The sequence below is a fragment of the Azospirillum brasilense genome (assembly GCF_001315015.1).
Lineage (GTDB): Bacteria > Pseudomonadota > Alphaproteobacteria > Azospirillales > Azospirillaceae > Azospirillum > Azospirillum brasilense.
The window spans coordinates 1,638,652-1,651,149 of the sequence record NZ_CP012914.1 but is presented as its reverse complement, the minus strand read 5'-3'; the positions used below and the strand labels follow the sequence as shown (position 1 = coordinate 1,651,149).

The 12,498-nt window shown below is 68.3% G+C and carries 11 protein-coding genes; 7 read left to right on the top strand and 4 right to left on the bottom strand.

Annotated elements, in window-relative coordinates; translation table 11 throughout:
- Positions 1-10 precede the first annotated feature (10 nt).
- From AMK58_RS07590 to AMK58_RS07575, 4 genes are all read right to left on the bottom strand, one after another.
- The gene (locus AMK58_RS07590; RefSeq protein WP_079285611.1) at positions 11-1,483 is read right to left on the bottom strand and encodes a sodium:proton antiporter; all 1,473 of its coding nucleotides are present in this window, start codon (positions 1,481-1,483) and stop codon (positions 11-13) included.
- 114 nt (positions 1,484-1,597) lie between these two features.
- Complete coding sequence (locus AMK58_RS07585) at positions 1,598-1,978, bottom strand: DUF1850 domain-containing protein (protein WP_035673778.1); 381 nt, start codon at positions 1,976-1,978, stop codon at positions 1,598-1,600.
- 10 nt (positions 1,979-1,988) lie between these two features.
- Positions 1,989-4,085 (bottom strand): TRAP transporter permease, encoded by a 2,097-nt coding sequence (locus AMK58_RS07580; RefSeq protein WP_059398782.1) that lies wholly within the window; start codon positions 4,083-4,085, stop codon positions 1,989-1,991.
- 31 nt (positions 4,086-4,116) lie between these two features.
- Positions 4,117-5,055, bottom strand: coding sequence for a TAXI family TRAP transporter solute-binding subunit (locus AMK58_RS07575; RefSeq protein WP_035673776.1), 939 nt, complete (start codon positions 5,053-5,055; stop codon positions 4,117-4,119).
- Between the two features lie 318 nt (positions 5,056-5,373).
- On the opposite strand from AMK58_RS07575, the gene AMK58_RS07570 reads away from it, so the two are divergent.
- The 7 genes from AMK58_RS07570 (at position 5,374) to AMK58_RS07540 (ending at position 12,497) form a co-directional block, all read left to right on the top strand.
- Positions 5,374-5,871, top strand: a complete 498-nt coding sequence (locus tag AMK58_RS07570) for a (2Fe-2S)-binding protein (protein ID WP_035673773.1) — start codon at positions 5,374-5,376, stop codon at positions 5,869-5,871.
- 35 nt (positions 5,872-5,906) lie between these two features.
- Complete coding sequence (locus tag AMK58_RS07565; RefSeq protein WP_035673771.1) at positions 5,907-8,297, top strand: xanthine dehydrogenase family protein molybdopterin-binding subunit; 2,391 nt, start codon at positions 5,907-5,909, stop codon at positions 8,295-8,297.
- A gap of 15 nt (positions 8,298-8,312) precedes the next feature.
- The gene (locus tag AMK58_RS07560) at positions 8,313-9,107 is read left to right on the top strand and encodes an FAD binding domain-containing protein (RefSeq protein ID WP_035673770.1); all 795 of its coding nucleotides are present in this window, start codon (positions 8,313-8,315) and stop codon (positions 9,105-9,107) included.
- 236 nt (positions 9,108-9,343) lie between these two features.
- Positions 9,344-10,267, top strand: a complete 924-nt coding sequence (locus tag AMK58_RS07555; RefSeq protein ID WP_035673766.1) for an AAA family ATPase — start codon at positions 9,344-9,346, stop codon at positions 10,265-10,267.
- A gap of 6 nt (positions 10,268-10,273) precedes the next feature.
- Positions 10,274-11,473: a vWA domain-containing protein gene (locus AMK58_RS07550; RefSeq protein WP_059398781.1), complete on the top strand. Its 1,200-nt coding sequence runs from the start codon at positions 10,274-10,276 to the stop codon at positions 11,471-11,473.
- Positions 11,470-11,784: an XdhC family protein gene (locus AMK58_RS07545; RefSeq protein ID WP_035673760.1), complete on the top strand. Its 315-nt coding sequence runs from the start codon at positions 11,470-11,472 to the stop codon at positions 11,782-11,784. The genes AMK58_RS07550 and AMK58_RS07545 overlap by 4 nt, the downstream gene beginning before the upstream one ends.
- Entirely contained in the window at positions 11,781-12,497 is a 717-nt protein-coding gene (locus AMK58_RS07540; RefSeq protein ID WP_059398780.1) for an XdhC family protein, read from the top strand. Before AMK58_RS07545 ends, AMK58_RS07540 begins: the two co-directional genes overlap by 4 nt.
- Position 12,498 lies beyond the last annotated feature (1 nt).

Here is a 12,498-nt window from a genome sequence, read left to right as displayed (position 1 = left end):
GCAAGGAGACCTACAGGAAGAACACCCAGGTCACCAGGATGAACAGCGGCACCAGGATGCCGAAGGACCACAGCATGTAGCCGAAGAAGCTCGGCATGGCCACACCGCGCTCCTCGGCGATGGCCTTGACCATGAAGTTCGGTGCGTTGCCGATGTAGGTGTTGGCGCCCATGAACACCGCACCCGCCGAAATGGCCGCCAGGGTCACGGCGAGGTCGGTCATCAACACCTGCGCGTCGCCGCCGGCGGTGTTGAAGAAGATCAGATAGGTCGGCGCGTTGTCGAGGAAGCTGGACAGCAGGCCCGCCGCCCAGAAATAGGCCGCCGGCACCGGCTGGCCGTCCTGGTTCACCGCTGCAATGATGGCGCCCAGCGCCCCGTCCGTGCCCGCCCGCAGGATGGCGATGGCCGGGATGATGGTCAGGAAGATCGCAGCGAACAGCTTCGCCACCTCCAGGATCGGGCCCCAGGTGAAGGCATTCAGACGGCGGCTGCGCGCACTGGTCAGCTTCAGCGACAGGCCGGTGATGCCGAGAAGCAGCAGGTTGCTGACGATCGTCTCCAGCGGCACCTGGATGTGGTAGATCTCCACCCCCACCCCCGGATGCCAGACACCGCTCAGCAGCACCGCGCCGACGATGGCGACGAGGAGGAGCAGGTTGACGGCCCCTTCGACCCGCACCGGCTCCCGCTCATGCACGCCCTCGATCAGCGGGTGCTTGCCGGGGTCCTTGGTGTGCAGATAGAGGTCGACCACGAAGTAGATCGCCAGCAGGCAGCCGGACACCAGCATCATCGGCCAGAACAGGTGCAGGGTCGGCCAGAAGAAGCTGACCCCCTTCAGGAAGCCCAGGAACAGCGGCGGATCGCCCAGCGGCGTCAGGGAGCCGCCGACGTTCGACACCAGGAAGATGAAGAAGACGACGGTGTGCACCTTGTGCCGCCGATGCTCGTTGGCGCGGATCAGCGGGCGGATCAGCAGCATCGAGGCGCCGGTCGTCCCCATCAGGCTCGCCAGCAGCGTGCCCAGCCCCAGCCCCAATGTGTTCGCCAGTGGCGTTCCCACCAGAGTACCGCAGATCCGCACGCCGCCCGCCACCGTGAACAGGGCGGTCAGCAGAACGATGAAGGGGATGTATTCGAGAAGCAGCGTGTGCAGCAGCTCGTAGGTGGCGAGGCCGGCCCCGAAGGTCAGCGCGAAGGGCAGCAGAAAGGCGATGGCCCAGCCGGCGGCGACCTTGCCGAAATGATGATGCCAGAAGGACGGCGCCAGCAGCGGCATCAGGGCGATGGACAGCAAAATCCCGACGAAGGGAATCACCCAGAAGACGTTCAGGTCGCGCCCGTCGAGATGCGGAGCCCCCGCCGCTTCCGCCGCCAGGGCCAGCCCTGGCAGTCCAGCGGCGGCGAGGCCCGCCAGAGCGGCCAGGGGAGCGGCAAGTGAACGGGAGAGGCGATGTCGGGTGGGTTGGGCGTCGGTCATAACACGCATTCATCTGTAATATCAGTTACTGAAGTATGCGTCTCCGAAAGGGCTAAGCCAAGCCGGAACGCCGCTTCGGAAATCCCTTATCGGCCGTGCGTGAATAACGTTTCTCTAACGGCAGGGCTTGAGTTCGAGGGGACTCGGGACCGGCCCACCGATCCAGCCGTGAAGGGGGTGGCACACTCCGCCCACGCACAGCGTGTGGTCAGGCGTAAAGGACGAGGCGGCCAGAATCACCCTTTCCAGCGGCGGCACCGCCGGTGTCCAGACCCACCAGCCATCGGCCAAGCGGGCACCCGCCGGCGATTCCATCCCGGCGCCGCTGCCCTTCACGCGGGCTTCGGTGAGGGCGAGGCGCCCGTTCTCGATGCGCCACTCCTCCCGCCATTCGGTTTTCTCGACCGAATGGGTCCAGGACAGGGAGAAGGCGGAACCCGGCAGGGCGGCCAGAACCGCCCCGCCGAGCGCCGACAGGCACAACGCCACACTCATGCCGCCGCCATCATGCTGGTGCGCCGCTCCGCCCGAGACGGCGCAGCCGGTGGCGCTGCCACAGCAGGAAGGCGGCCGTCATAACGAACCCGGCCTCGTCGGTCACCGGAAGCGCCAGGACGAACAGGAAGGCCGCCGCCGCCGCGAACACCCGCTCCACCACCTTCAGCGGCGTCCAGAAAAATCCTATCGTCGCCGCTCCCCACAGGCCGATGGCGATCAGCGCCTTGAACAGGACGTACACCACCGCCAGCGGCTCCGTGGTCTGAAGCATCAGAGCGGGCGAATAGACCGCCATGAAGGGCACGACATAGCCGGCCATGGCGATTCGCGTGGCGATCCAGCCGACCTCCATGTGCCCGGCCCGGCAGATCGACGAGGCGGCCAGCGCCGCCAGCGCCACCGGCGGAGTCAGGTCGGCCATGATGCCGAAATAGAAGACGAACATGTGCGAGACGATCAGCGGAACGCCCATCTGCAGCAAGGCCGGCGCCGCGATGGCCGCGGTGACGATGTAATTGGCCGTCGTCGGCAGTCCGGTGCCCAGCAGGATGCAGGCCAGCATCGTGAGGATCAGCGCGACCAGCAGGTTGCCGCCGGCAAGCTGGACGATCGTTCCGGCGAAGCTGGAGGCCAGTCCGGTCAGCGTCAGGATCCCGATCAGCACGCCGACCAGCGCACAGGCCACGCCCACCCCGACCGCGTTCTTGGCGCCGTCGGCGAGGCTGTTCACCAGCATGGCCAGCGTCTCACGCCCGCCTTTGATGATCAGGCAGGGAATGATCAGCAGTCCGACGATGGCGAAGGCCAGATGCTCCGTCCGCCAGCCCATCCGCCACAGCGCCGCCGCGACGAGGCCCAGCACGACCCAGAAGGCGACGCGCAGGGCCATCGGCCCGATGGAGCCGACGATCTTCGTGCCGAGGATCAGCGCGATGGTCGACGCGATGCCGATCACCCCGGCGAACAGCGGCGTGAAGCCGGAGAACAGCAGGTAGACCAGCGCCGCCAGCGGCAGGATCAGGTACCAGCCCTCGATCAGCGCGCGCGACACGCTGGGGCACTGGTCCTTCGGCAACCCGACGAGGTTGCGCTTGCCCGCCTCCAGATGGACCATCCAGAAGGCGCTGCCGAAATAGAGGATCGCCGGGATCGCCGCGGCGATGGCGATGTCGCTGAAGGGGACGCCGATGGTCTCGGCCATGATGAAGGCCGCCGCCCCCATGACCGGCGGCATGAGCTGGCCGCCCATGCTGGCCGTGGCCTCGACCGCCCCGGCGAAGGCCGGCCGGTAGCCGAAACGCATCATCAGGGGAATGGTGAACTGGCCGGTGGTCAGCACGTTCGCCACGCCCGAGCCGTTGATCGTCCCCATGAAGCCGGAGGAGATGACCGCCACCTTCGCAGGCCCGCCCTTGGCATGGCCGACGAGGCCCAGCGACACGTCGTTGAACAGCTTGATCATGCCGGCGCGCTCCAGGAAGGCGCCGAACAGGATGAACAGGAAGATGAAGGTCGCCGACACGAAGGTCGGCGTGCCGTAGATGCCCTCGGTCGACAGGTACAGATTGTCGATGACCTGATCGATGTCGTAGCCGCGGTGGGCCAGCCCGAAGGGCAGATGCCGCCCGAACAGCGCGTAGGGGATGAAGACGCCGCAGATGATCGGCAGCGCCCATCCCATGATCCGCCGGGCGCCCTCGAACACCAGCGCGATGGTGATCGCGCCGACGATCAAATCGGTGGTGTTCGGATCGCCCGCCCGCTGGATGAGATCGACCTCGAACACGTAATGGTAGAGGCCGAGCGCGAAGGCGCCCAGGCCCAGCAGCCAATCGTACCAGGGCACGCTGCGCCGTTCCCCGTGCGAGCGGAAGCCGAACAGGGTGAAGGTCATCAGCAGCAGGAAGCCGACATGGACCGACCGGACGACCATGCTGGACAGCGGGTTGAAGGCCGCCGTCCAGATCTGGAACAGCGAGAAGGCGACGGCGATGGCGAAGACCGCCTTTCCGGCGACGCCTTCGAAGGCCACGACCGTCGAGGGATTCTCGCGGTCGATGGCCTGGCGGATCCTGTTGTCCGCGTCTTGGGAGGATGCGCTCATCGCACGGGGGTTCCGGGACGACGGGGCGCGCTTACATCAGGCCCTTTTCCTTGTAGAACTTCTCCGCCCCCGGATGCAGCGGCACCGGGGATTGGGTCGCGCCGGCGTCCAGCTTGATCTGCTTGGCGGCGGCGTGGGCGGCGGCCATGGCGTCGAGATTCTCGAACATCGCCTTGGTCATGGCGTAAACCGCGTCGTCCGACACGCCGGAGTGGGTGACCAGCAGGTTGCGCACCGCCGCGGTCGGCACCGGCTCGCTCTGTCCGCTGTAGCTGTTGGCCGGAATGGTTTCCGCGATGTAGGCGGAGTCGCCCACCTTCTGGACCACGTCCGCCGGGATCGACACGATGGTGATCTCTTGCGAGGTGGCCAGATCCTTGATCGCCGCCACGCCGAGGCCGGCGGAGATCAGGGTCGCATCGAGCTGCCGGTTCTTGATCAGGTCCACCGATTCGGCGAAGGGCAGATACTCGGTCTTGGCGAAGTCCTTGTAGCCCAATCCGGCGGCGGCGAAGATCGCGCGGGCGTTCAGCTCCGTCCCCGACTTCGGCGCACCCACCGACACGCGCTTGCCCTTCAGGTCGGCCAGCGTCTTCACGCCGGAATCCTTGCTGGCGACGATCTGGATGTAGTTGGGGTAGATGGCGGCGACGGTGCGCAGCTTGGTCAGCTTGGTCTTGAAGCCGGCCTCCTCGTCGCCCTTCCAGGCGCCGCTCAGCGAGTCGCCGAGCGAGAAGGCAATCTCGCCGCGCTCCGACTGGAGGAGATTCAGGTTCTCAACCGACGCCTTGGTTGCCTGGACGGTGACCTTCGCCCCCGGAATGGCCTTGCCGTAGATGCCGGACAGCGCCACGCCCAACGGGTAATAGACGCCGCTGGTGCCGCCGGTCAGGACGGTGACGAACTGCTCGGCCTGGGCCGGCAGCGCGGTGAGCATGCAAACGCCGACCGCGGCCAGGAAACGCTTCATTCTTCTATCCTCCCGAAAGACTGTCCGTAGCGGATCGTTCGTAAGACGCGTTGGTTTGCGTCGGATTGTTGGGTATCCTAACTTGCGGGCGGTGGGTCCGCCAGTCCGTAGGATCCGAAAGAAACGCGGCGGTTCGGCACAAGCACTCTCCCTTCGGAGGAGGCCGAACGGCGTCTTGACCGGATAGGACGGCGCCCCCCTATCCTTGTTCCGGTTGGTCCTGCGCCACACTTTATCCCGCAGATCTGGAAGAACCGTCGAAAGAAGCGTCGCGAAGGTCGGGGCAACAGAACGTCACCAACAATGGGAGGACAGCGGATGCCGTGTACCGTTTCCATGACCGTCAACGGAAAGGCGGTCTCGCGCGAGGTGGAGGAGCGGACCCTGCTGGTCACCTTCCTCCGTGACCAGCTCGGCCTGACCGGCACCCATGTCGGCTGCGACACCAGCCAGTGCGGCGCCTGCGTCGTCCACATCGACGGGCGGTCGGTGAAATCCTGCACCATGCTGGCGGCCCAGGCCGACGGCGCCGCGGTTACCACCATCGAGGGGCTGGCGGCGGCGGACGGCACGCTGCACCCGATGCAGGCGGCCTTCCGCGAGCATCACGGCCTGCAATGCGGCTTCTGCACGCCGGGCATGGTGATGAGCGCCGTCGATCTGGTGACGGCCAACCCCTCCCCCAGCGAGCACGAGGTCCGCGAAGGGCTGGAGGGCAACATCTGTCGCTGCACCGGCTACCACAACATCGTCAAGGCGGTGATGGCCGGGGCCGAGGCGATGCAGGGCGGCACGATGAAGGCCGCCGCCGAATAACAACGGGCAAAGGCTCTCATGGGAGGAACACGAAGATGGCGAACCCCACCGGCATCGGCGCTTCCGTGCGCCGGCGCGAGGACGCGCGCTTCCTGACCGGGCGCGGCACCTACACCGACGACATCAACCGGCCCGGCCAGACCCACGCGGTCTTCGTCCGGTCCCCCTACGCCCACGCCCGCATCACCGGGATCGACGCGGCCGAGGCCATGCAGGCCCCCGGCGTGATCGCCGTGCTGACCGGCGCCGATATGGAGGCCGACAAGGTCGGCAGCCTGCCCTGCGGCTGGCAGATCCATTCCAAGGACGGCTCCCCGATGAAGGAGCCGCCGCACTTCCCGATCGCCCGCGACCGGGCGCGCTATGTCGGCGACGCCGTCGCCGTGGTGATCGCCGAGACGCGCGAGCAGGCGAAGGACGCCGCCGAGCTGGTCATGGTCGATTACGAGGAGCTGCCGGCGGCGGTGACTTCGCTGAAGGCGCTGGAGGGTGGCGCGCCGCTGGTCCATGACGACGTCGGCGGCAACCTCTGCTTCGACTGGCATCTCGGCGACGCGGCGGCGGTGGACGCCGCCTTCACGCAGGCGGCCCACATCGCCAAGCTCGATCTGGTCAACCAGCGGCTCGTCCCCAACGCCATGGAGCCGCGGGCGGCGCTCGGCGAATACGACCGGGCGACCGGCGAGCACACGCTGACCACCACCAGCCAGAATCCGCACGTCATCCGCCTGCTGATGGGCGCCTTCGTGCTGGGCATCCCGGAGCACAAGCTGCGCGTCGTCGCCCCCGACGTCGGCGGTGGCTTCGGCTCCAAGATCTTCCACTACGGGGAGGAGGCCGTCGTCACCTGGGCGGCGAAGAAGGTCGGGCGCCCCGTCAAGTGGACCGCCGAGCGCTCCGAGAGCTTCCTGACCGACGCCCACGGCCGCGACCATGTCAGCCACGCCGAGCTGGCGATGGACAAGGACGGTAATTTCCTGGCGCTGCGCGTCGCGACCATCGCCAACATGGGCGCCTATCTGTCGACCTTCGCGCCCTCGATCCCGACCTACCTCTACGCCACGTTGCTTGCCGGCCAGTACAAGACCCCGGCGATCTACGCCGAGGTCAAGGCGGTCTTCACCAACACCGTGCCGGTGGACGCCTACCGCGGCGCCGGACGTCCGGAGGCCTGCTACCTGATCGAGCGGCTGGTCGAGGTCGCCGCCGCCGAGACGGGAATCGACAAGGCGGAGTTGCGCCGCCGCAACTTCGTGCCGGCCAGCGCCATGCCCTACCAGACCCCGGTGGCGCTCCAGTACGACACCGGCGACTTCGCCAAGAATCTCGACATCGCCCTGCCGCTGGTCGATTACGACGGCTTCGCGGCGCGCAAGGCCGAATCCGCCCGGCGCGGCAAGCTGCGCGGCATCGGCTTCGCCACCTACATCGAGGCCTGCGGCATCGCCCCCAGCAACGTCGCGGGCGCGCTGGGCGCGCGGGCCGGTCTGTACGAATCGGCGGAGGTGCGCTTCCACCCCACCGGCTCCGTGACGGTCTTCACCGGCTCCCACAGCCATGGGCAGGGGCACGAGACGACCTTCGCGCAGCTCGTCTCCGAGCGCTTCGGCGTGCCCATCGAGAATGTGGAGATCGTCCACGGCGACACCAGCAAGATCCCCTTCGGCATGGGCACCTACGGCTCCCGCTCCCTGGCGGTCGGCGGGTCGGCCATCGTCAAGGCGATGGACAAGGTGGAGCGCAAGGCCAAGAAGATCGCCGCCCACATGCTGGAGGCCGCGGAGGCCGACATCGAGGTGAAGGACGGGCGCTTCGTCGTGGCGGGCACCGACAAGGCGCTGACCATCGGCGACATCGCCCTGCAGGCCTACGTCCCGCACAACTTCCCGCTCGACGAGCTGGAGCCGGGGCTGGACGAGCAAGCCTTCTACGACCCGAAGAACTTCACCTACCCCAACGGCTGCCACGTCTGCGAGGTCGAGATCGATCCCGACACCGGCGTGGTCCAGGTGGTCAGCTTCGCCGCCGTGGACGATTTCGGTCGCGTCATCAACCCGCTGATCGTCGAGGGGCAGGTCCATGGCGGGCTGGTCCAGGGCATTGGGCAGGCGCTCTACGAGAACTGCGTCTACGACGAGGAGTCCGGGCAGCTCATCACCGGCTCCTACATGGACTACTGTATGCCGCGGGCGGACGACGTGCCGTCCTTCACGGTGCGCTACCATGAGGACCAGCCCTGCACCCACAACCCGCTGGGCGTAAAGGGCTGCGGCGAGGCCGGCACCATCGGCGCGTCGGCCGCCGTGATGAACGCGGTGGTGCACGCCCTGTCCGAGTACGGCGTCACCCATCTCGACATGCCGGCGACCCCGGAGCGGGTCTGGCAGGCGATCCGGCGCCACACCCCCGCCCAGGCGGCCGAGTAAGAGGGAGGAGACATCATGTACGCCTTCACCTATCACCGCCCCAAGAGCGTCGCCGACGCCGTGACCCTGCTCGGCCAGTTCGAGGACCCGAAGCTGCTGGGCGGCGGGCAGACGCTCCTGCCGACGCTCAAGCAGCGCCTCGCCCGACCGAGCGACCTGATCGACCTCGGCCAGATTCCGGAGCTTCAGGGCATCCGGGAGGAGGCCGGCGGGCTGACCGTTGGCGCCTTCACACGCCACGCCCAGGTCGCCCATTCCGACGTCGTGCAGCGCGTCATCCCGGCACTGGCCAGCCTCACCGAGGGCATTGGCGACCGGCAGGTGCGCAACATGGGCACGCTCGGCGGGTCGATCTGCAACGCCGATCCCTCCGCCGACTACCCCGCCGCGGTCGTCGCGCTGAAGGCCACGGTGCGGACCGACCGGCGGGAGATCGCGGGCGACGACTTCTTCACCGGCATGTTCGAGACGGCGCTGGAGCCCGGTGAGATCGTCACCGCCGTGCATTTCCAGAAGCCCGACAAGGCCGCCTACGCCAAGTTCCGCAACCCGGCCAGCCGCTACGCCATCGTCGGCGTCTTCGTGGCCGTGTTCGGCAGCGAGGTGCGGGTGGCGGTGACCGGCGCCGGTCCGTCCGTCTTCCGGGCCGACGACATGGAGGCTGCGCTGGCCCAGGACTTCCGCGCCGACGCCCTGAACGGCGCGTCGGTGTCGGCGGACGGGCTGAACGCCGACATCCACGCCAGCGCCGACTACCGCGCCCATCTGGTGCGGGTGATGGCGCGGCGCGCGGTCGAGGCGTGTGGGTGAGAGTCCCTTCACTGTGAAAGTCCCCTCTCCCCTCTGGGGAGAGGGTTAGGGTGAGGGGGTTGTGCTTTTGCCGAACGTACCGCCATGTTCACCCCCCTCACCGGCTCTCAGCGGATGCCTATGGCATCCGCCTGCCGCCGTCAGCGCTGGCCTTCGGCCAGCGCGAGAGGCCCTCCGGGCCACCCTCTCCCCAGACGGGAGAGGGCTACCGCACCCTGCAAGGCATCCCTTCCACCATGCCCAACACCCTCCCCGCCTCCGTCGATGACACGCTGGACCTGCTGCGGCGGGGGAACTACGTCGCCGACCGCTCGCTGGCGACGGCGCTGTACCTTGCGTTGAAGCTGCGGCGCCCGCTGTTCCTGGAGGGCGAGGCCGGGGTCGGCAAGACCGAGATCGCCAAGGTGCTGTCCGCCACGCTGGGCCGGCGCCTGCTGCGGTTGCAATGCTACGAAGGGCTGGACGTCGCCGCGGCGGTCTACGAGTGGAACTACGCCCGGCAGATGATGGAGATCCGGCTGGCCGAGGCGTCGGGCGACCGCGACCGGGATGCGCTCGCAGCCGACCTTTTTTCCGAACGCTTCCTCATCAAGCGCCCGCTGCTCCAGGCGCTTGAGCCCGACTTGGCCGGTCCTCCCGTCCTGCTGATCGACGAGCTGGACCGCACCGACGAGCCGTTCGAAGCCTACCTGCTCGAAATCCTCTCCGATTTCCAGGTTTCGATTCCGGAGTTCGGCACGGTCACGGCGCCGGAGCCGCCCATCGTCATCCTGACCTCCAACCGCACCCGCGAGATTCACGACGCGCTGAAGCGGCGCTGCTTCTACCACTGGGTCGATTACCCCAACGCCGAGCGCGAGCGCGCGATCCTGGCGGTGAAGGCGCCGAACGCCGACGCGCGGCTGGCCGCCCAGGTCGTCGGCGTGGTGCAGAGCCTGCGCGGAATGGACCTCTACAAGGCGCCGGGCGTTGCGGAGACTCTGGACTGGGCGCAGGCGCTGGTGGAACTGAACCAGCTGGAGCTGGAACCCTCGGTCATCAATGACACGCTGGGCACGCTGCTGAAGTACCAGGACGACATCGCCCGCATCCAGGGCAGCGAGGCCGCGCGCATCCTGGCCCAGGTCAAGACGGAACTCGCCGCCAGCACGGCGCGGTAAAAGACGATGCAAGGCGGTCTCGCCATCAACCTGATGCATTTCGCCCGCGCGCTGCGGGCGGCGGGGCTGCCGGTCGGGCCGGGCAAGCTGCTCCAGGCCGTTGAGGCGGTGGAGGCGGTGGGGATCGGCAACCGGGCGGATTTCTACTGGGCGCTGCACGCCGTCTTCGTGAACCGGCGCGACCAGCGCGAGGTCTTCGATCAGGCCTTCCACGTCTTCTGGCGCAACCCCGACATCCTGAAGCGGATGATGGGGATGATGCTGCCGACCATCCGCACGGAGTCGCCGGACACCCAGGACCCGCTGTCCCGCCGCGTCGCCGACGCGCTGCGCGGCACCGCGCCGGAGGCCGAGGGGCCGGAAAAGTCGGAGATCGAGGTGGACGCTTCCTTCACCGTTTCGGCCCAGGAACGGTTGCAGGAGAAGGACTTCGAGAAAATGTCGGCGGCGGAGATGGCGGAGGCCAAGCGCATGCTCGCCCGCATCGCCCTGCCGGTGGCCGAGGTGACGACCCGCCGCCACCGCCCCGACCCGCGGGGGCCGCGCGTGGACCCGCGGGCGACGCTGCGGCGGATGCTGCGCTCCGGCGGCGATCTCGCCGATCTGGCGCGGCGCAGCCGCCGCACGCGGCCGCCGCCGCTGGTCGTGCTGTGCGACATCTCCGGCTCCATGACGCGCTATTCGCGGATGCTGCTGCATTTCATGCACGCGCTCAGCAACGACCGCGACCGGGTGCACAGCTTCGTCTTCGGAACCCGCCTGACCAACATCACCCGCCATCTGCGGCACAAGGACGTGGACGTGGCGCTGGACGCCGTGTCGGCGGCGGTGGCCGACTGGTCGGGCGGGACGCGCATTGGCACGGCGCTGCACGCCTTCAACCGGACCTGGGCGCGGCGGGTCCTCGGCCAGGGCGCGGTGGTCCTGCTCATCACCGACGGGCTGGACCGGGATGCCGGCGAAGGGCTTGCGGCGGAGGCCGAACGGCTGCACAAGAGCTGCCGCCGACTGGTCTGGCTGAACCCGCTCTTGCGGTGGGAGGGGTTCGCACCAAAATCCAGCGGTATCCGGGCCTTGTTGCCGCATGTGGACGACTTCCGCCCGGTCCACAACTTGAACAGTCTGGCCGGGCTCGCCGATGCGTTGAACCGCGACGGGCCGCGACGGGCCGAAAGCCTGCGCAAGTGGCTGAAGGAGGCCGCATGAAGGACGATATTCTGGAGCAGGCCGCGGGCTGGCGCGCGGAAGGCCGCAAGGTCGCGCTGGCGACGGTGGTCGCCACCTGGGGGTCCTCCCCCCGCCCGGTGGGCAGCCAGATGGCGGTGGACGACGCCGGCTCGATGATCGGCTCCGTCTCCGGCGGCTGCATCGAGGGGGCCGTGGTGCACGAGGCGCGCAAGACCATGGAGGACGGCGAGCCCCGGATGATCTCCTTCGGGGTCAGCAACGAGATGGCCTGGGAGGTCGGTCTGGCCTGCGGCGGCCGGGTGCAGGTCTATGTCGAGGCCGTGGAATGAAGCGCGACATCACCGAACGGCTGCTGGCCGCCCGCAAGGCCGGGCGTCCCGTGGCCCTCGTCACCGACCTCGGCACCGGCCTGCAGACGCTGGTCTACGAGGACGCCGTCCACGGCGGTTTCGGGCTGGAGGACGACCTTCTGGAAGAGGTGCGGGAAAGGCTGCGCCAGGATCGTTCCGGCCTCGTCAGCGATCCGGAGGAGGAGGAGGACGGCGTCCAGCTGTTCGTCCAGACCCACAACCCGCCGCTGCGCCTGCTGGTGGTCGGCGCCGTGCACATCGCCCAGGCATTGGCTCCCCTCGCCGCGCTGACCGGCTACGCCGTCACGGTGATCGACCCGCGCGGCTCCTTCGCCACGGAATCGCGTTTCCCCGGCGTTTCCCTGCACGATTCCTGGCCGGACGAGGCGCTGTCTGCCCTGACGATCGATAACCGCACCGCCGTGGTGACCCTGACCCACGACCCCAAGCTGGACGACCCGGCGCTGCTGGTGGCGCTGCGCTCCCCGGCCTTCTACGTCGGCTCGCTCGGCAGCAAGCGCACCCATGCCAAGCGGCTGGAGCGGTTGAAGGAGCAGGGCGTGACCGACGCGGAGCTGGCGCGCATCCACGCCCCGGTCGGGCTGGACATCGGCGCCGTGACCCCGGCGGAGATCGCCCTGTCGGTCATGGCCCAGATCACCGCCGTACGGCGCAAGGCCGGCGCGGCCTGAC